General features: G+C 70.6%; 18 protein-coding genes. 9 read left to right on the top strand and 9 right to left on the bottom strand.

Annotation, left to right across the window (positions count from 1 at the left end; all coding sequences use genetic code 11):
* Positions 1 to 62 precede the first annotated feature (62 nt).
* Together ACQEXA_RS35690 and ACQEXA_RS35685 are read left to right on the top strand one after the other, a co-directional pair.
* The gene (locus tag ACQEXA_RS35690; RefSeq protein ID WP_432927931.1) at positions 63 to 374 is read left to right on the top strand and encodes an STAS domain-containing protein; all 312 of its coding nucleotides are present in this window, start codon (positions 63 to 65) and stop codon (positions 372 to 374) included.
* A 113-nt stretch (positions 375 to 487) separates the two neighbouring features.
* Complete coding sequence (locus ACQEXA_RS35685; RefSeq protein ID WP_432927933.1) at positions 488 to 1,447, top strand: D-2-hydroxyacid dehydrogenase family protein; 960 nt, start codon at positions 488 to 490, stop codon at positions 1,445 to 1,447.
* A gap of 138 nt (positions 1,448 to 1,585) precedes the next feature.
* Here ACQEXA_RS35685 and ACQEXA_RS35680 read toward each other — a convergent pair whose 3' ends face one another.
* The 6 genes from ACQEXA_RS35680 to ACQEXA_RS35655 all read right to left on the bottom strand — a co-directional run bounded on the left by ACQEXA_RS35680 (position 1,586) and on the right by ACQEXA_RS35655 (position 6,264).
* Positions 1,586 to 2,083, bottom strand: a complete 498-nt coding sequence (locus tag ACQEXA_RS35680) for a DUF5949 family protein (RefSeq protein WP_432927934.1) — start codon at positions 2,081 to 2,083, stop codon at positions 1,586 to 1,588.
* A gap of 127 nt (positions 2,084 to 2,210) precedes the next feature.
* The gene (locus tag ACQEXA_RS35675) at positions 2,211 to 2,522 is read right to left on the bottom strand and encodes a hypothetical protein (protein ID WP_433132075.1); all 312 of its coding nucleotides are present in this window, start codon (positions 2,520 to 2,522) and stop codon (positions 2,211 to 2,213) included.
* A 257-nt stretch (positions 2,523 to 2,779) separates the two neighbouring features.
* Positions 2,780 to 3,454, bottom strand: coding sequence for a hypothetical protein (locus ACQEXA_RS35670; protein WP_432927937.1), 675 nt, complete (start codon positions 3,452 to 3,454; stop codon positions 2,780 to 2,782).
* 246 nt (positions 3,455 to 3,700) lie between these two features.
* Positions 3,701 to 3,940 carry a chaplin ChpG gene (chpG, locus tag ACQEXA_RS35665; RefSeq protein ID WP_359399186.1) on the bottom strand — a complete coding sequence of 80 codons (240 nt, stop codon included), beginning with the start codon at positions 3,938 to 3,940 and terminating at the stop codon, positions 3,701 to 3,703.
* A gap of 314 nt (positions 3,941 to 4,254) precedes the next feature.
* Entirely contained in the window at positions 4,255 to 5,220 is a 966-nt protein-coding gene (locus ACQEXA_RS35660; RefSeq protein WP_433132072.1) for a helix-turn-helix domain-containing protein, read from the bottom strand.
* A gap of 126 nt (positions 5,221 to 5,346) precedes the next feature.
* Entirely contained in the window at positions 5,347 to 6,264 is a 918-nt protein-coding gene (locus tag ACQEXA_RS35655) for a sugar phosphate isomerase/epimerase family protein (RefSeq protein ID WP_433132069.1), read from the bottom strand.
* A 122-nt stretch (positions 6,265 to 6,386) separates the two neighbouring features.
* On the opposite strand from ACQEXA_RS35655, the gene iolC reads away from it, so the two are divergent.
* The 6 genes from iolC (at position 6,387) to ACQEXA_RS35625 (ending at position 14,475) form a co-directional block, all read left to right on the top strand.
* A complete protein-coding gene (gene iolC / locus ACQEXA_RS35650) occupies positions 6,387 to 7,403 on the top strand; it encodes a 5-dehydro-2-deoxygluconokinase (RefSeq protein WP_432927943.1) in 1,017 nt (338 codons plus the stop codon).
* Positions 7,404 to 7,609: 206 nt separating this feature from the next.
* On the top strand, positions 7,610 to 8,479 hold the full coding sequence (locus ACQEXA_RS35645; protein ID WP_432939168.1) for a Cgl0159 family (beta/alpha)8-fold protein: 870 nt from the start codon (positions 7,610 to 7,612) through the stop codon (positions 8,477 to 8,479).
* A gap of 7 nt (positions 8,480 to 8,486) precedes the next feature.
* Positions 8,487 to 9,299, top strand: a complete 813-nt coding sequence (gene iolB / locus ACQEXA_RS35640; protein ID WP_432927945.1) for a 5-deoxy-glucuronate isomerase — start codon at positions 8,487 to 8,489, stop codon at positions 9,297 to 9,299.
* Positions 9,296 to 11,179 (top strand): 3D-(3,5/4)-trihydroxycyclohexane-1,2-dione acylhydrolase (decyclizing), encoded by a 1,884-nt coding sequence (iolD, locus tag ACQEXA_RS35635; protein WP_432927947.1) that lies wholly within the window; start codon positions 9,296 to 9,298, stop codon positions 11,177 to 11,179. Before iolB ends, iolD begins: the two co-directional genes overlap by 4 nt.
* Before the next feature lie 14 nt (positions 11,180 to 11,193).
* On the top strand, positions 11,194 to 12,696 hold the full coding sequence (gene mmsA, locus ACQEXA_RS35630) for a CoA-acylating methylmalonate-semialdehyde dehydrogenase (RefSeq protein ID WP_433132066.1): 1,503 nt from the start codon (positions 11,194 to 11,196) through the stop codon (positions 12,694 to 12,696).
* Between the two features lie 378 nt (positions 12,697 to 13,074).
* Positions 13,075 to 14,475, top strand: a complete 1,401-nt coding sequence (locus ACQEXA_RS35625) for an APC family permease (protein WP_432927951.1) — start codon at positions 13,075 to 13,077, stop codon at positions 14,473 to 14,475.
* Between the two features lie 39 nt (positions 14,476 to 14,514).
* On the opposite strand, the gene ACQEXA_RS35620 is transcribed toward ACQEXA_RS35625, so the two are convergent.
* The 3 genes from ACQEXA_RS35620 to ACQEXA_RS35610 all read right to left on the bottom strand — a co-directional run bounded on the left by ACQEXA_RS35620 (position 14,515) and on the right by ACQEXA_RS35610 (position 17,823).
* Entirely contained in the window at positions 14,515 to 15,387 is an 873-nt protein-coding gene (locus tag ACQEXA_RS35620; RefSeq protein ID WP_432927953.1) for a tocopherol cyclase family protein, read from the bottom strand.
* Between the two features lie 238 nt (positions 15,388 to 15,625).
* Positions 15,626 to 16,729: a prenyltransferase gene (locus tag ACQEXA_RS35615; protein WP_432927954.1), complete on the bottom strand. Its 1,104-nt coding sequence runs from the start codon at positions 16,727 to 16,729 to the stop codon at positions 15,626 to 15,628.
* Positions 16,726 to 17,823 carry a methyltransferase gene (locus ACQEXA_RS35610; RefSeq protein WP_433132063.1) on the bottom strand — a complete coding sequence of 366 codons (1,098 nt, stop codon included), beginning with the start codon at positions 17,821 to 17,823 and terminating at the stop codon, positions 16,726 to 16,728. Before ACQEXA_RS35610 ends, ACQEXA_RS35615 begins: the two co-directional genes overlap by 4 nt.
* A 240-nt stretch (positions 17,824 to 18,063) precedes the next feature.
* On the opposite strand from ACQEXA_RS35610, the gene hppD reads away from it, so the two are divergent.
* Complete coding sequence (gene hppD / locus ACQEXA_RS35605) at positions 18,064 to 19,224, top strand: 4-hydroxyphenylpyruvate dioxygenase (RefSeq protein ID WP_432927958.1); 1,161 nt, start codon at positions 18,064 to 18,066, stop codon at positions 19,222 to 19,224.
* Positions 19,225 to 19,237: the final 13 nt, after the last annotated feature.

Below are 19,237 nucleotides of genomic sequence, written 5' to 3'. Positions count from 1 at the left end.
GAATGCAGACATCGCCACAAGGTGAGGGCCAAGCCGCCCCATCGCCGAAGCTGCCGTACGTCATGACCCTCACCACCCGTCCCGAGGGCGACAGGGTGGTCGTGGTGCTGCGCGGCGCCATCGACTGGGAGGACGAAGAAGCGCTCAGGCGCGCCCTGCTCGACGCTCTCGGCCGGTCCGTCCGGGGAATCGACCTCGACCTCAAGGGGGTCTCCTTCTGGGACTGCTCCGGCCTCAATGTCCTGCTCGCCGTGCGCAGCGTGGCATTGCTGGACGGCAAGACAGTGGTCCTTCGGGCGACCAGTCCCGTGGTGGATCGCGTACTCGAGTTGACCGACACGCTGGCGCTGTTCACTGACGGCGCCGAGCAGTGATCACTTCGGCGGTGCCGGGGCCCACCAGGCTGACGCGCTCGCCGACCTCTCGGGCCGACCACGCCCCGCAGACGCTCGGGTAAAGTCTCCCCGTTGATCAGAAGGGGGCTCACATGCGACTTCGCTGTGCCGTGCTCGACGACTTCCAGCAGATCGTGACCTCCGTCGCGGACTGGTCGCCGCTGGAGGACCGGGTCGACGTCGTGTCCTTCGCCGAGCACTTCGCCGACGAGGACACCTTGGTCGAGGCACTCGCCGAGTTCGACATCGTCGTCACGCTGCGCGAGCGCGTCGCGTTCCCCGGCTCGCTGCTCGCCCGGCTGCCCCGTCTGAAGCTCCTTGTCGCCTCAGGGATGCGGAACAGTGTCATCGACTACGCCGCCGCCGAGACGCACGGAGTGACCGTGTGCGGCACGGCGAGTTCCTCCACACCGCCCGTCGAACTGACCTGGGCCCTGCTGCTCGGGCTCGCACGCGGCATCGTGGAGGAGACCAACGCCGTGCGCGGCGGCGGGCGTTGGCAGAGCACCGTGGGAGCCGATCTGCACGGGCGGCGGCTGGGAGTGCTCGGCCTCGGGAAGATCGGCAGCCGGGTGGCGCAGGTCGGGCTCGCCTTCGGCATGGACGTCGTCGCCTGGAGTCGGAACCTCACCAAGGAGCGCGCGGACGAGGTCGGCGCCGAACTCGCCTCCTCGATGGACGTCTTGCTCGCGAGCAGCGACTTCGTCTCGGTGCACCTCGCGCTCGGCGACCGCACCCGCGGGCTGATCGGCGCTCGCGAACTCGCGCTGCTGAAGCCGACCGCCTATCTGATCAACACCTCCCGCGCCGCCATCGTCGACCAGGACGCGCTGCTGGCGGCGCTGCACGAGGGCCGGATCGCGGGCGCCGGCATCGATGTCTTCGACGTGGAACCGCTTCCGGCCGACCACCCGATGCGCACCGCGCCGCGCCTGCTTGCCACTCCGCACCTGGGTTATGTGTCGCGCGCCAACTATGCGACGTACTACGGCCAGGCCGTCGAAGACATCCAGGCGTACCTCGCCGGAGAGCCGCTACGCCGCCTGGGCTGATCCAGCCGGCCCGGTATCCCGGTCCACCGGCCCCGCGGCGCGTCCGTCGTGGTCGGCCCACACCGTGCCGTACGCGGTCGGCTGCCGGTCCCGCGCGCCGTGCGACGGCAAGCGCCGGGGCGCCGACCGCGCCCTGGCTCAGCCGCGCAGGTTGCGCGTCGGCAGCAACACGTGCGCTGCGGTGCTCAGCGTTTCCACCGCGCCCGCGAACGCGGCCAGTCGCTCCGGTGCGACGGGCCTGCCGGGTGCCGCCTCGGGCCAGGGGCGGGTGGCGAACATGAAGTAGGCGAAGCCGCGGGTACGGACTGCGGCGAACCACTCCGGAGGCACCGAGCACTGGGCGTTGAGGTACGGCATGGTGAGGACGGCCTGACCCGCCTCTGCCAGCAGCGTCATGGGCAGGCCGGGGCGCTGTGCGCCGTCCACGACATCCCCGCCCAGGTTCAGCCCGTTGTTGCGCAACAAGGCCGCCACGGCGGCCGCGGAGCCTTCGGGGCCGTTCGCGCCGTCGCCGAGGGAGTAGGCCAGGAGGTAGGGCATGTCCCCGTCGGGGGCTTGCCCGCTCCAGGCCAGAACGACGAGCGTGCCGAGGTCGACGGCACGGAAAGGGCGCGTGTCGCTGGGAGTTGTGGTCACCGCGGAACCGTATCGACGGGCCACGGCGCCGCTGGACGCTTCCTCGCCCGACCGGGGGATTCAGGCGACCGCGACCACACGAACGAGGGATCCGCGGTGACGGCACGGCCGCGGGCAGCGGCCGAGGTCACCGGCCCGCGAGAGGAAGCCCGCCCAGCAGTCGGGCGGGAGTGCCCTGCTGGTTGAGCGTCTTCGTCGTGCTGTTCACGGTGCTGAGCACGGAGTCCTTGTTCTCGGTGTCGAGCCCGTCCGACTGGTGCGCGAGGGGGCGCACGTCCAGTGACTTCTGGCAGGTGATGGTCTTCAGGGCACCGTTCAGGCTGGTGGGCGTGATGTCGGAGGTGTCCCCGGCGAATGTGGGAGCGGCGAACGCGGGGGCGGCGACACCGGTGGCGGCCAGGGAACCGGCGAGGACGGCGGCGACCTTGAGGGACTTCATGGTGTTCCTTTCTTCGGCGACCCATGTCACCGGGGGAAGGGGTACTTCCTGGCTAACGAGCCCCCTGACCCGCGGAAACCCCGCTCGCGGAAGATTTCTGCGGCCCCTGCGGAAGAAAGGCGCACGTCCCCCGGACGGTACGACGCCGTACGCGTCCGAGGGACGTGCGGATGCTGCGAGCGTGCGGGTGCGGCGGACAGCCGTCGGGGTTCTTCACGAGCGGACCGGCGGCTGTCCGGCGCGTGGGGTACCCCGACTCACATCATGGGACGGGACGGCGAGGCCGTGGCCGTGGACGGCGCGGTGAGGCTGGGGCTCGGCATGGGCCGCAGGCTGGGCATCGGGGGAAGACTGGGCATGGGCGGCAGGCTGGACATCGCCGGCAGGCCGCCCTCGATCATGTCGGAGACGACGACCTTGACGAGTGCGCCCAGCACTCGCGCGGCAGCCGGCAGCACCCTGGTGGAGTCGCCCGAGGTGGCGGCCGCCATCAGCCTGTCGACCGTCGTCTGCAGGTCGGCGAGTGCGTCGCCGAGCACCCCCGACCGGGTGGGCGAGGTCATCGGCGCGGGCGACGCCGTCCGGGTGGGCGAGGTCATCGGCGCGGGCGACGCCGGACTGCCCATCTTGGCGATGGCGTCCTTGGCGGCCTTGCCGAGCCTGGCCGCATCGCTCGCGGAGAGCTGACCGTTGTCCGCCTTGAGCACGGCGGTGACCAGTTCGGTGACCGGTACCACGGCGCTGTTGATGCTGGACAGCTCCTGGGCCCGCGCCAGCAGCGCGTCGGCGCCGGGCAGGGGTGCCGTCGCCACCTGCGGCCGGCCCCGAGCTGAGTCGTGGCCGGCGGCCACGGCGGCCGGCCCGGTTATTCCGAGGAGGAGTGTGGCGCAGAGGGCGGAGGAGGCGAGGCGGCAGGCGGGCAGAGCACGCATGGGTGTTCCCTTTCGTTGTGAGCCTTGAGCCTTGAACTCACCGTGAAAGGTGACATCGCGGCCTGCAACCGATCGGATGCATTCCGTGCTGTCCGCAACCCCCCGGAACCCGCTTCTTGCCTGGTCAGAGGCTCTTGCATGAGTTGAAACCCGATCCGCCCGTTCGAGTAACACCCGGACGGGCGCACAACGCCAACCGGCCGTCCCCCGGAGGGGGGACGGCCGGTAGAAGGGTCCGCTGAGGCGTCAGCCGTTGACGCAGCTGTTGCCGAACGCAGGGTTCAGCAGGCCGACCACGTCGACCGTGTTCCCGCACACGTTGACCGGAATGTGCACGGGGACCTGCAGAACGTTGCCCGACAGGACGCCCGGGGAGCTGTCGGCGGCGCCGCTTGCGCCGCTGTCGGCCGCGGCAATGCCGGCGGTGCCGGCCACGGCCGCAGCAGCAACGGAAGTCAGGGCCAGGCCCTTCGCGATACGCGACATGGAGAGGTACTCCTTGGGGATCGTCACAACAGCCGGGGCGGAATGCCCGACGTTGAGTCAACTGCGAGGTGGACGCCGTAGTTGCGCCTCCGATGGGGTGATGTCCCACATCACCGTGGTTTACGTCTCCGACGCATGTGGCCCACGCTCCACGGCCCCGGCCCGCGGCCGACGACCGGGACCGCGCCCATCGAGAACAGGTCGGCCCACCTGGAGCGGGGCCGCCCAGGCAAGAGGGCCGGACCCGCTGCGCCGGGCCCGGCCCGGCGGTCCGCGCGTCCCCCGAAGCGACGGCCGGCGCGCCCAGCCTGCCGTCAGATGATCCTTCCGGTCTTGGAAAAAAGCGCACTCCGGTTCGGCGGGAGCACAAGACTGGTCGCCTCACCGGTGATCCGGTCCGGCCCGGGCAACCCGGCCGGAACCACCACGATCGCCCCGCGCGCCACCGCGAACTCCCGCGGCGTGCAGCCGGTCAGCGCCCGGAACTCCCCGCTGAGATGCGCCTGGTCGTAGAACCCGCAGATCGCCACGGTCTCGGCGGCCGACCTGCCGGACGCGAGCAGACGTCTCGCGCGTTGCATCCGCAGCACACGTGCGGCGACTTTGGGGGCGAGCCCGATCTGCTCGCGGAACCGGTTCTCCAACTGCCGTACGCTCCAGCCGACCTCGTCCGCGAGCCGCGGTACGGGGACGGCGCCCCCGCTGCGCCGCAGCACCGACCAGGCGCGCACCACCCTGGCCGAACTCGGCGGCCCCGTCCGGAACCAGCGGGTGAGCACGTCGTCGAGCAGGTCGAAGCGTTCCGTCCAGCCGGGCAACGTGGCCAGCGCGGCGGCGAGTTCACCCACGCTCGCCCGTCGCGACGTACCCGGCGGCCGGCCGCGGGCGAGCGCATGGGGCAACGCGTCCGGGTCCACCGCCCGGTTGGTCAACTCATGCTGCGGCGTGCCGATCAGCGTGAACGCGGCCCACGGCGCGAGCAGAACCTCGATGCCGGCGATCCGCCCCCCGTGGTCGCCGACGGCCGGGGTGGTGGTCGGCCCGGAGTAGACCGACACCAGGCTCGTCGTGGGCGCCCCGGCGCGGGAGATGCGTACGGGGCCCTCGAAGCCCAGCAGAAGCGTCGCCGCACCGATCGGGGCCTCCAGACGGCTGCGCGGACCGTTCAGCGCCAGCCGGAGCCCGCGGTAGGCGATCACGCCCGGGCGCAGCCGCGGATGGGGCGGCGCCACCACGGTGTCCCAGTCACCGCCGGGCCCGTGTCCGCCCCGCGACGCCATCGCACGCTCCATCGGCCCTCCCCCAGCAGACACCGGGACCCACCATGGTGCACACCATCGGAGGAGGCCGGAACCCCGCCTGGCGGCAGGTGCCCGTCGGTCCTCGTCCGCGGGTCTTCGTGGCGCCTACGCCCCGCAGGACCTCAGGAACGCCCGGGTCCGCTGTGCGATCGGCAGCGGCTTGTCCGCGTCGCACGGATACATGTCCTGCTCCACGATCGCGAACAGGTCGACGTCGAGTTTTTGCGCGGCCGCGAGCACCGGTTCCAACGCGGGGACGCCGGAGGGCGGTTCGCACATCACGCCCAGCGCCACCGCGGGTCCGAACGGGATCTCGTCCGCCCGGACCTGGGCCAGGATCTCCGGGTCGACCTGCTTGAGGTGGAGGTACCCGACGCGCTCCCCATAGGTCTCGATCAGCTTGACGCTGTCGCCGCCGCAGTACGCGTAGTGCCCGGTGTCCAGGCACAGCGACACGGCCGAGGAGTCCGTGGCGTCGAGGAACCGGGTGACGTTCTCCTCGCTGTCGATGTGTGTGTCGGCATGCGGATGGACGACGATCTCCAGTCCGTACCTCTCGCGCACCTCGCGTCCCAGCCGCTCCGTCTGCGTGGTCAGGTGCCGCCACTGCTCGGCGGTCAGCGTGCTCGGCTCCAGCACCTCGCCCGTCTTGTCGTCCCGCCAGAACGCCGGGATGACCACGAGGCGCGAGGCGCCCATGGCCTGGGTCAGCACCGCGATCTCCGAGACGTGCGCCCAGGTGGAGTCCCACACCTGAGGCCCGCGGTGCAGCCCGGTGAAGACCGTGCCCGCGGAGACCTTGAGGCCGCGCCGCCCGGTCTCCTCGGCGAGCACCGCGGGATCGGTGGGCAGGTAGCCGTACGGGCCCAGTTCGATCCACTCGTACCCGGACCGGGCGACCTCGTCGAGAAAACGCCGCCAAGGCACCTGCCGGGGGTCGTCCGGGAACCAGACACCCCAGGAGTCGGGGGCCGATCCGATGCGGATGCGGGAGAGTGGGCCTTGAGGTGACAACGGCGTCATGGGCGTCAGCTTCCGATCCCTCCGAAGCCATGTCAAGCTGTCGTCCGAATGTCTGGACAAAACATTGACACGGCTCCCTCAGCGCGGCTAGACCTGGGGGCAGCCGATGCGAAGGGAACTCGATGGAGGAGTTCAAGGAGCCCGCGCCGCACTCCGCCGAAGGGCCCGACGGCCCGCCCGGCCCCGGCGAGCCGTACGACCTGATCACCATGGGCCGGATCGGCGTGGACCTCTATCCGCTGCAGACGGGCGTGCCGTTGCCGCAGGTGACGTCTTTCGGGAAGTTCCTCGGCGGTTCGGCGACGAACGTCGCGGTCGGCGCCGCACGCCTCGGACGACGTACGGCCGTGATCACACGCACGGGCGACGACCCCTTCGGCACCTACCTCCACGAGGCGCTGCGCGGCTTCGGCGTGGACGACCGCTGGGTCACGCCGGTCGCGGGACTGCCGACCCCGGTGACGTTCTGCGAGGTGTTCCCGCCGGACGACTTCCCGCTCTACTTCTACCGGCAGCCCAAGGCTCCGGACCTGGAGATCGACGCGCACGAGCTGGACCTGGACGCGATCCGCGCCGCGCACGTCTTCTGGATGACGGGCACGGGCCTGAGCGAGGAACCCAGCCGCACCGCCACCCTGGCCGCGCTCGCCCATCGCGCCAAGGCCGGGATCACGGTCTTCGACCTCGACTGGCGGCCCATGTTCTGGCAGGACCCGGCGGCCGCGCGCCCGTTCTACACCGAGGCCCTTCGCCACACCACCGTCGCCGTGGGCAACCTCGACGAGGTGGAGATCGCCACCGGCGAGCGCGACCCGCACACCGCCGCCCGCGCCCTGCTGGACGCCGGCGTCGAACTCGCGGTCGTCAAGCAGGGCCCCAAGGGCGTCCTGGCCGTCGCCGACACGGGCGAGTCGGCGGAGGTCCCCCCGCTCCCGGTCAAGGTCCTCAACGGCCTGGGCGCCGGTGACGCCTTCGGTGGGTCCCTCTGCCACGGGCTGCTCGCCGGCTGGCCGCTGGAGCAGATCATGCGGCACGCGAACGCCGCAGGCGCCATCGTCGCCTCCCGTCTCGAGTGCTCGTCCGCCATGCCCTCGGCCGAGGAGATCGAGGAAGCGGTCACGGCGGGAGCGGTGCGATGACGGCCGGGCGCGGCGGGGACGCACGACCCAAGGGAGCGGGCACCGCCTACCGGACGGGCCCCACGGTCGTGCGCGCACGTGTGGAGAACCAGGAGGCCGCTGCCGCACGCGTGGATGACGAGGAGAACGCGACCGCGAGCCTGGCACAGAGCAGGGCCCCCATCGCGCGCGTGGCACACGAGCAGACTCCCGCCGCGCGCGTGGACATCGCCGAACTCGTCCGCCTCCGTGCCCACCGTCCCGAGGCGATCGCCGAGGCGGCCGCTCGCCGGGCCCGCCGCCCCCTGATCGACGACGCCGACCGGCTGATGATCGTCGCCGCCGACCACCCCGCCCGCGGCGCCCTCGGTGTCGGCGACCGCAGGATGGCGATGGCGAGCCGCGCCGACCTGCTGGAGCGGCTGTGCCTGGCACTGTCCCGTCCCGGTGTCGACGGGGTGCTCGGCACCGCCGACATCCTGGACGACCTGCTGCTGCTCGGCGCCCTGGACGGCAAGGTCGTCATGGGGTCGATGAACCGCGGCGGCCTTCAGGGCGCCTCCTTCGAACTGGACGACCGGTTCACCGGCCACCGCCCGCAGGACATCGAGCGGCTCGGCTTCGACGCGGGAAAACTGCTGCTCCGCATCGACTACGACGATCCGGGATCGCTCGACACCCTGGAGTCCGCCGCGCGTTGCATCAACGAGATGGCCGAGCGCCGGCTGCCCGTCTTCGTCGAGCCGTTCATCAGCCGCCGCATCGCCGGGGGCGCGCTCCGCAACGACCTGAGCGCGGACGCCGTGACCAGGTCCATCGCCATCGCCAGTGGTCTGGGCGGGAGTTCGGCGTACACCTGGCTGAAGGTCCCCGTCACGGAGAACCCGGACGACATGGCCCGGGTCATGGAGACCTCCACGTTGCCCGCCGTGCTGCTCGGCGGTGACGTCGGAGAGGACCAGGAGGGCGCGTACGAGAAGTGGCGCGGCGCCCTCCAACTGCCCACTGTCAAGGGCCTGGTGGTGGGCCGTTCGCTGCTGTACCCGGCGGACGGCGACGTCATCGCGGCCGTGGACACCGCCGTAGGACTTCTGTGAGGGCCGCATGAGCAACGAGCTGTACGTCCCGAGGGGCGCCACCGCGAACGCGCAGTACGCCCTCGACATCGCCCCCAAGCGGGCCGGCTGGAGTCACAGCAGCCTTCGGATCGTGGAACTCGCGCCCGGCGGTTCGCACATGTTCACCACCGGTGACAGCGAATGGATCGTGCTTCCCCTCGAGGGTGCCTGTAACGTGCACATTGAGGACAAAAGGTTCGAACTCCTGGGCAGGGACGACGTATTCGCGGGAGCTTCCGACTTCGCGTACGTGCCCCGGGACGCCCGGGTCCAGATCGCCTCCGGCGCGGGAGGCCGCTTCGCCCTGGCAGGAGCGAAGTGCGAGCGCCGACTCCCCGCCCGCTACGGCCCCGCGCCGGAGGTCCCCGTCGAAGAGCGCGGCAGTGGCACCTGCGCCCGCCGGGTGCGCAACTTCGCCTCGGCCGACGCCTTCGAGTGCGACAAGCTCATCGCCGTCGAGGTGATCACGCCCGGCGGCAACTGGTCCTCGTACCCGCCCCACAAGCACGACGAGACGCGGCCGGGCGAGGAGACGGAGCTGGAGGAGATCTACTACTTCGAGATCGAGGGCCCGAACGGTTTCGGGTACCAGCGCGTATTCCCCTCCCGTGAGGGCGGATCCGACGTCCTCGCCGAGGTCCGCAGCGGCGACGCCGTGCTCGTACCCGACGGCTGGCACGGCCCCTCCATCGCCCAGCCCGGACACACCATGTACTACCTGAACGTCATGGCCGGGCCGGGTGGGGAGCGCCAGTGGCGGATCTGCTTCCACCCGGACCATACGGAGGGATACCGATGACCTCGACGACGAGGCTCACGGTCGCGCAGGCGCTCGTACGCTTCCTGGCCGCCCAGTACACCGAGCGCGACGGCGTGCGCCGCCGGCTGATCGGCGCGACATGGGGCATCTTCGGCCACGGCAACGTCGCGGGCATCGGGCAGGCCCTGCTCGAGTACGGCGATGCCATGCCCTACCACCAGGGCCGTAACGAGCAGTCGATGGTGCACGCGGCGGTGGGTTACGCCCGCCAGTCGAACCGGCTCTCCACACATGCCGTCACGACGTCCATCGGGCCCGGTGCCACCAACCTGGTCACCGGCGCCGCTCTCGCCACGATCAACCACCTCCCGGTCCTGCTGCTCCCCGGCGACGTCTTCGCCACCCGTCCGGCCGACCCGGTGCTCCAGCAACTCGAGGTCCCGCACGCCGGGGACGTGTCCGTCAACGACTGTCTGCGGCCGGTCTCGAAGTACTTCGACCGGATCACCCGCCCCGAGGCGCTGATACCGGCCGCACTCGGGGCCATGCGCGTCCTCGCCGACCCGGTCGACACCGGCGCGGTCACGCTCGCGCTGCCGCAGGACGTGCAGGCCGAGGGTTACGACTGGCCCGAGGAGTTCTTCGCCGAGCGGACGTGGACGGTGCGCCGTCCGGCCGCCGACCCCGTCGAACTCGCCGAGGCCGTCCAGGCGATCCGCTCCGCCCGACGCCCGCTCGTGGTGGCCGGCGGCGGCGTCCACCACAGCCGTGCCGAGGGCGCCCTCGCCGAGTTCGCCTCGGCGACCCTCATCCCGGTCGCGTCCACGCAGGCCGGCAAGGGCTCGCTGCGCTGGGACCACCCGCAGGACGTGGGCGGCGTCGGGCACACCGGGACGGCGACCGCCGACGAACTGGCCCGCACCGCCGACCTGGTGATCGGCATCGGCACCCGCTTCACCGACTTCACCACGGCCTCCGGAACCCTGTTCAGCGGCGACGGCGTCCGCTTCCTCAACCTCAACATCGCCCCGTTCGACGGCCACAAGCTCTCCGGCCGGCCACTGGTCGCGGACGCGCGCAGCGGTATCGAGGAACTGACCGAGGCGCTGGAACTGCACGACCACCGCGTGGACGCGGCGTACGTCGCCGAGTACACGGAGGACAAGCAGCGCTGGGAGCACCGGGTCGAGGCCTGCTTCGAGGCCGCCGAACCCGACGTCCGGCCGACTCAGCCGCAGATCATCGGCGCACTCGACGCCGTCGTCGACGAGTCGGACATCATCGTCAACGCGGCCGGCTCGCTCCCTGGCGACCTGCACAAGCTGTGGCGGTCCCGCTCCCGTGACCAGTACCACCTCGAGTACGGCTACTCGTGCATGGGCTACGAGATCCCGGCGGCCATCGGCGTGAAGATGGCCGCCGCGGACCGGCCCGTGTGGGCGCTGGTCGGCGACGGCACGTATCTGATGATGCCGACGGAGCTCGTCACGGCCGTGCAGGAAGGCGTAGCGATCAAGGTCCTGCTCGTGCAGAACCACGGCTACGCCTCCATCGGCGGCCTGTCGGAGTCGGTGGGCGGCGAGCGCTTCGGCACCGCCTACCGCTTCCGGGCGCAGGACGGCACCTACACGGGGGCGCCGCTGCCGGTGGACCTCGCCGCCAACGCGGCGAGCCTGGGCATGCGCGTGTTGCGTGCGAAGACCGTGCAGGGCCTGCGTGCCGCCCTCGCCGAGGCGCGCGACGCGGACACTCCCACATGTGTCTACGTGGAGAGCGAAACCTCAGACACTGTGTCGGGCGCGCCCCCGGCACAGGCCTGGTGGGATGTACCTGTGGCCGAGACCGCGACAAGGCCGTCGGCGGTCAAGGCGCGCGAGGAGTACGACCGGCACGTCTCGACCCGACGCCGCCATCTGTGAAGGAGTTTCTGGGCATGACGAAGATCGTCAATCACTGGATCGGCGGCAAGACCGTCGAAGGCGCGTCGGGTACGTACGGTCCGGTGACGGACCCGGCGACCGGCGCCGTCACCACGAAGGTCGCCTTCGCGTCCGTCGACGAGGTGGACGCGGCCGTAGCGGCGGCCAAGGACGCCTACCGGACGTGGGGCCAGTCCTCGCTGGCGCAGCGCACGTCCATCCTCTTCAAGTTCCGGGCGCTGCTGGACACGCACCGCGACGAGATCGCCGAGCTGATCACCGCCGAGCACGGCAAGGTGCACAGCGACGCGCTCGGCGAGGTCGCCCGCGGCCTGGAGATCGTCGACCTGGCGTGCGGTATCAGCGTGCAGCTGAAGGGTGAGCTGTCCACGCAGGTCGCCAGCCGCGTGGACGTGGCCTCGATCCGGCAGCCGCTGGGCGTCGTCGCAGGCATCACGCCGTTCAACTTCCCGGCGATGGTCCCGATGTGGATGTTCCCGATCGCCATCGCATGCGGCAACACGTTCGTGCTGAAGCCCTCCGAGAAGGACCCGTCGGCGTCCGTCCGCCTCGCCGAACTGCTGGCGGAGGCCGGACTGCCGGACGGCGTCTTCAACGTCGTCCACGGGGACAAGGTGGCCGTCGACCGGCTGCTGGAGCACCCGGACGTCAAGGCGGTGTCGTTCGTGGGCTCGACCCCGATCGCCCGCTACATCCACACCACGGCCTCCACGAACGGCAAGCGCGTCCAGGCCCTGGGCGGCGCCAAGAACCACATGCTGGTCCTGCCGGACGCCGACCTGGACGCGGCGGCCGACGCGGCGGTCTCGGCGGCGTACGGCTCGGCGGGAGAGCGCTGCATGGCGATCTCCGCGGTGGTGGCCGTCGGCGCCATCGGCGACGAGCTGGTGGAGAAGATCCGCGAGCGCGCCGAGAAGATCAAGATCGGTCCGGGCAACGACACGACCTCCGAGATGGGCCCGCTGATCACGAAGGTGCACCGCGACAAGGTGGCGTCGTACGTGGCGGGCGCGGCGGCGGAGGGCGCCGAGGTCGTCCTGGACGGCACCGGCTACACCGTCGACGGCTACGAGGACGGCCACTGGATCGGCATCTCGCTGCTGGACAAGGTGCCGACCACGGCGAAGGCCTACCAGGACGAGATCTTCGGCCCGGTGCTGTGCGTGCTGCGCGCCGACACCTACGAGGAGGGCGTCGAGCTCATCAACGCCTCGCCGTTCGGCAACGGCACCGCCATCTTCACCCGGGACGGCGGCGCGGCCCGCCGCTACCAGCTCGAGGTCGAGGCGGGCATGGTCGGCGTCAACGTGCCGATTCCGGTCCCGGTGGGCTACCACTCCTTCGGCGGCTGGAAGGACTCGCTCTTCGGAGACCACCACATCTACGGCAACGACGGCACGCACTTCTACACCCGCGGCAAGGTGGTCACCTCCCGCTGGCCCGACCCGTCGGAGGCCCCCGCGGGCGTCGACCTCGGGTTCCCGCGCAACCACTGACGCACCGTCGTAAGCCCCGTCAGGCCGTCCGGATACCGGACGGCCTGACATTTTTTTAACGCGTTCGCTGCGGTTCCCGTATGGGTGTCATCAAACGGGTGATGAAGGCTCAGACCGTGAAACACCTTCGAAAGCAAGGTCCAACGACGCAAGGTTTTGAGTAATGAGAAAGATGGACGCCATGTCCTGAGAAAGCAACGTGACGTAGGTCGCTTTACAAGTACGGAATCCGAAGGTAAACGGCCATTGACGCAGCGGTTTTCGTCGGGGTTCCATGCAGCCCACCGGGAGAGGACGAGCAGCAGGACGACCCAGCCTCCGGAGGCGATAGCGCTCCCGCCCGAACCACCGCCGCACGAGTCGATCGGAACCCGCCGCATGACCGATACGCTCCGCCCTGTCGACACCTCCGTAGCCCCGGCACCGGAGAGCAGTCCCAAGACGCTCAAGCGCTCCATCGGCGTCGTCGGCGGCACCCTGCTCACGCTGTCCTGCGTGACGCCCGCCTCCACGCTCTTCGTGGTCGTACCCGACCTGTTCGGCTCGCTGGGCACCGCGACCGCCGTGACGATCGCGATCGGCTCCCTCCTCTGTATCGCCGTGGCGTTCTGCTACTCGGAGCTGGGCACCCTCATCCCCAGCGCGGGCGGCGAGTACGCGATGGTCTCGACGCTGGCCGGACGGCTGGCGGGCTGGCTGGTCTTCGTGCTGTCCCTGCTGGTCGTCGTGATCGTTCCGCCGGTGATCGCGATCGGCACGGCGGACTACCTCGCACCGATCGTCCACCTGGACCCGGCGATGACGGGTGCGGGAGTCATGCTGCTCGCCACCCTGGCCGGTCTGCTGGACCTCCGTGCCAACGCCTGGATCACCGGTATCTTCCTGGTCCTGGAAGTGGTGGCCGCGGGCGTCGTCGCGGTCCTGGGCTTCACCCACAGCCAGCGAGGCCCGAGCAGCCTGGTCTCGATGCAGGTGGCCGGCTCACAGGGCCACACGGACACCGTGACGGCCATGCTGGTGGTCTCCGGGCTCGCCATCGCCCTCTTCGTCACCCAGGGCTTCTCGACCGCCGTCTACCTCTCCGAGGAGTTGGAGAACCCGCGCCGCAACGTCGCCCGCACGGTCCTCGCCACCCTCGCCATCTCCACCGTGGTCATCCTGGTGCCGGTCGTGGCCATCACCATGGGCGCCTCCGACCTGAAGGCGCTGACGAGCGGCGACATCAGCGGCATGGTGACCGCCTGGTCCAACTCGGCCGTCGGCACCTTCGTGAGCCTGTGCGTGGCGCTCGCCATCATCAACGCGGGCATCGTCATGGTCATCCAGAACTCCCGCGTTCTGTTCGCCTCGGCCCGCGACAAGGCCTGGCCCGGGCCGGTCAACAACGCCCTGTCCAAGCTCGGCCGGTTCGGCTCCCCGTGGGTCGCCACCCTGGTCGTCGGTGTCCCGGGCGCGCTCCTCTGCTTCGTCAATCTGGACACCCTCTACGGCGTCACCGGCGTCTCGGTGACGGGCATGTACCTGCTGGTGGCCGTCGCCGCCCTGCTCGCCCGGCGCGGCTCGCACCGGCACACGCCCGCGTGGCGGATGCCGCTGTGGCCCGCGATGCCGCTCCTGCTGATCGCGGTCCTCGCGTACGTCCTCAGCCAGCAGGAGGTCGACTACCTGCTGTGGACGGGCGGCATCACGGCGGTCGCCACGCTGTACTGGGCCCTGTACCTGCGCCCGCGCCGCGACACCCGCTGGCTGGTGTCGATCCCGGAGGACGCACAGGTCTGAACCCCCTGGAGAGTCCCGCCGGGGGCTGTCCGCAGCAGGTCAGAGGGCCGGAGCCACACCCGTCTCCAGAGCGGCGAGTGCCGAGGAACCCGAGTACACCGGACGGCCGCCGCGCAGGACACGGAGGTGGACGGTGCCCACCGGATGGTGGGTGGAGTGGCCGAGACGGTGTGGGGTGAGGGAGGGCAGGGGCAGCCGCAGAACGGGGCTGCCCGCCGCCTCACCGGTGAGCTCAGCACGGATGCGCGGTCCGGTGGCGGTGAGCCGCCACCGGCCGGCCCGGTGTCCGCCCCGCACGATCGCCGCCGGAGGGAACAGGTGGACGCGCCGGCCGCCCATGCTGATCACCATGCCGCTGACCGGCACGGTGACCGGGCCCCGCCCGAGCAGGCCGCCGGCGAACGCGACACCGATTCCGCCGCCGTCGAAACCCTGGGCCTGCCCCCACCACCACTGGGGAGGGAAGCCACGCCCCCAGGACTTCTCCGCGTACACCTCGCACGCCGAGAGGTCCCAGCAGTGCTCACCCAGCCGTACCGTCCCCTCAACCCGCGCGTCGAAGAGGTGAGGGTGCCAGTAGTGGTTGAGCCCCGGCAGCAGGGAGAAGACGCTCGCGGCCGGAAGGAGGGTCCGCCGCGCCGGCGCGGGCACGACGGTCGCCTCCAGGCACACGTCCGCGAAACGGACGCACAGCGTGTCGCGGGCGAAGTCGAGCACGGGCGGAACGCGCACCGCGTGGCGGCCGGAGGCGGCCCAGGCCCCGTCCTGAGTGGTCGATCGGACGAGGGAGAGCGGGCTCGCCGCGACCGTCACGCTTCCCCACGTACGGCTCCGGTGGTGGTTGACCGCGCACGCGACCACGAGGACCCGGCGCCGCTCGGTGTCCGTGAACCGCCACAGATACCCCTCCATCCGGGCACCGTGGGACCGAAGTGCGTCTCCCCAGGGCGGGGTCGCGCCCGTGCGGTGCCACCATGTGGCGGGCACCCTCAGGTCTCCCGCCGGGCGGTGTGCCCCGCCGCCGCGGTGCATCGCTCCCGCCGGCAGCGGGGCATGGGCACGGCACCGAGGGCTTGGACACCGAGGGCTTGGAGTGCCGCCGCCGTCCCGCAGATCTGTGTGCCGGCCTCTGACGCGTGTGCCGGACCGCTCATGGCTGAGGTGCCCGGTCCTCGACGGGGCGCGGAGCCGGAGTGGCGCGTCCGCGCCCGGGCCGCCGCCGGTGCGCGGCCACAGCCGTCCGGACCAGCCACCCCACGAACAGCGCGGAGGTGCCCACCGCGATGACGACCCACAGCGCGGGTGCCGGTGTGCCGCGCACGGCGAGGTCGACGAGCAGCGCCGTCGTGGTCGCGCAGGTGGTGAGCGGAAGCTGCATGGAGGCCCAGAAGGTGACGCGGTCCGCGCTGTACGGCTCCGCCAGCGCTCCGCGCCGCAGTCCCCGGAAGGCATGGATGCCGGCCGGAGCGCACACGAACAGGGCGGCCGCCACGATCAGCGGCAGCCGACCGGTGGCGGTCAGCGCCAGCACGCCGGTGTAGAGGCCCGCCTGCCCGGCCCCGTACGCGTTGACCACGCGCACCGGGCCGAGGGCGGCGGCGAGGGTGTGCTTGCCGACAAGTCGGTCGCCTTCGATGTCGGCCAGGTTCATGATCAGGCAGCGCAGCACCTGAAGAAGGCAGACGACGGCCGTGCACCACAGCAGCAGCGGGCTGAACCGGCCGGCCTGCAGCAGGGCGGCCAGCAGCGGGCCCATGCCGTAGAGCACGGCCGCGCAGGTCACTTCGCCGAACGCGTGGTAGTTCAGCCGCAAGGGAGGAGCCGTGTAGAACCAGGCCAGTGCCATCAGCGTGACGGCCAGGAATCTCGCGGATCCGCTGGGCATCGCGGCCGTCAGCGCGATGCCGGTGAACAGGGCGACGAAGGCGGCGGAGAGGCTGACACCGGGCTGGAGGAGCCCGTCGACCAGGGTCCGGCTGCCGCCGGTCCAGGACGTGGGGGACGGGTTGGCCCGGTCCGCGTCGAGGTCGAAGTACTCGTTGCAGAAGTGCGTCATCAGGTGGGTCGACCAGGCGAACCCGAGAGTGAGCAGATACGCCGAGAAGGAGAACTCGCCCGTCGCGTGGACGGCCAGGGTGACCCCGAAGCCGGTCACCATCATGCTCTGGAACAGGAACTTGACCCGGGCCAGTCTGAGGAAGGCGGCCACCGGGCCGATCCCGGCCGGTGCGGCGGCCGCCCGAGTGGGGCTCATAGGGCCTCTTTGGTCGCCACGATGATGCCGTGCGGAGTCCAGCCGGGCACCGTCATCCGCTCGACGGCGCCGAACCCCGCCTCCCGCAGGCACTGTTCGTGCACGCGCCAGGGATAGATCATCCCGCCCTCGGCGGGCAGGGACGCGAAGTAGACGCTGTCGAGGGCGGCGATCAGCGGTCCGTCCCCCTCGTCGTGGGACATCGAGTTGAAGACGACGGCACGGCCGCCGGGCCGCAGGGCCTCGTGGGCCTTCCGCAGGAGGGCCGTGTTCTCCTCGGGGGTCCAGATGACCAGTTGGTGTGCGAAGAGCACGCAGTCCATGTCCGCCGGGAACGGGTCGGCGAACATGTCGCACGGGTGTACCGAGACCCGGGAGGCCAGGCCCGCCTGGGCGATCCGAGCCTCGGTCACCTTGGCGGACGCGGGGATCTCCAGCACGGTGACGTCGAGGCCGGGATTGTGCCGGGCCAGGGCGATCGCGTTGACGGCGTCGCCACCGCCGCAGTCGAGCAGACGCCTCGCACCGGTGAGGTCGAGCTTGCGCACGAGGTGTTCGTTGGCCAGTTCGGACCAGGAGCGCATGTAGCGGTAGAAGACGTCTTCGAGGCGCGGGTGGCCGGCGAAGCGGTGGTACAGGTCGGGGTCGTCACCCGGAATGCGCCGCAGGCCCACGTTGGTGTTCTGCCGCAGTGAGTCGACGAAGTCCGCCTGTCCTTCGTAGACGATGTGCTGTTCGAAGCCGACCGTGTCCTTGATCTTGGGCCAGGTCCCGTCCTTCTCGAGTGCGACGATGAGGTCGGCTGCCCGGTAGCGCGACCCTTCCTTGACCGTCAGACCGAGGGAGGTGCACCCCAGCAGCAGAATGGCCCCGGCCCGCTCCTTGAGCTCCAGGCGGTCGCGGATCTCCGCCTCCGTCAGCGGGCCTTGCGCGAGGAGCAGTTCGATCAGGCCGAGTTCGCAGGCCGCGTTCAGGTACTGGAAGGCCGCGTGCCCGAACAGGATGAACGACAGGCGGTCCATGGTCAGCCCGTGAGGCGGCTGTCCGGGAGCGGCCTGCGCCCCGGAGGGCTGCGCCGTGGTGGATGACGTCATGAGGAGCCTTCTGGCGGCGTAGGAGGACGGGCGCGCATGCGCGGTGGCCGTGCGTCATGCGGCACTGTGGCGACGACGCATGCTCGCACGCGAGATCAGTGCGGCGAAGGACCCCTGGTCCCTGCGGGTGAATGGGTCACTCACCCGGTCCAGGGGCCGGTGTTTCCCGGCATCGGGCATGCCAGGATGCTGCGTCGGCGGGAATCCTTCCGTTTGTCCTCACGACAAAGGACTCCGGGCATGGAGCTGCACACGACCACGCTTTCCCCTCGTTCCCTGGAGCAGGACGCGGGTTCTGACGGAAAAAGACCTCCGGAACTCCTGGGGATCGATCACATTCGGCTGTGCGTGGGAAACGCGCGGCAGGCAGCGTACTTCTATGTCACGGCTTTCGGCATGGAGCTGACCGCCCATCGCGCCGGTGAGAAGTCCCGCCACGGCACGGTGGAATATCTGCTCACCTCCGGTGAGGTGCGGCTCCTTGTCACCGGCGGAGTCGAGCCGGACAGCACCGCCGCCCGATGGGCCGCCGATCACGCGGACGGTGTCAGTGACATCGCCCTTGAAGTGGCCGACCTCGACGCGGCCGTGGCCCACGCGGTCGCCGCCGGGGCCACCCTGGTCCAGGAACCCACCACCCACGCCGACGAGTCGGGGCAGATCCGTACCGCCGCCCTCGCCACCTACGGGGAACTGCGCCACACCCTGGTGGAACGCGGCCGGTACCAGGGATTGTTCATGCCCGGCTTCGACCGGCCGTCCGTGGCTCCCGCACCCCGCGGCCCCCGGCTCTTCCACCGCGTCGACCACACCGTGGGATGCGTGGAATACGGCCGCATGGACGAATGGGTCGACTTCTACCGGCGTGTACTGGGCTTCACCACCATGGCGGAGTTCATCGGCGACGACATCGCCACCGAGTACTCCGCCCTCATGAGCAAGGTCGTCGCCGACGGGACAGGAAAGGTGAAACTCCCGCTGAACGAACCGGCTCCCGGGAAGAAGCGGTCCCAGATCGACGAATACCTTCAGTACCACCGCGGGCCCGGCGTCCAGCACATCGCCCTGCAAACGGACGACATCCTCGCCGCGACCGATGCGCTCCGGTCGGCGGGCGTCGATTTCCTGACGACCCCCGACACCTATTACGACGACCCGGAACTCCGCGCCCGTATCGGGACGGTCCGCGTCGACATCGCCGCACTGCGCGAACGCGGAATTCTGGTCGACCGGGACGACGACGGCTATCTGCTGCAGATCTTCACCCGGCCACTCGTCGACCGCCCCACCTTCTTCATCGAATTGATCGAACGTCACGGCAGCCAGGGCTTCGGAAAAGGGAACTTCAAGGCCTTGTTCGAGGCCGTGGAACGTGAACAGGAACGCCGGGGAAACCTGTAGTCACCTCCGCCTG

Origin of the sequence: Streptomyces sp. CA-106110, assembly GCF_050936285.1 — a bacterium.
Lineage (GTDB): Bacteria > Actinomycetota > Actinomycetes > Streptomycetales > Streptomycetaceae > Streptomyces.
This window is presented reverse-complemented; position numbering and strand designations above follow the sequence as displayed.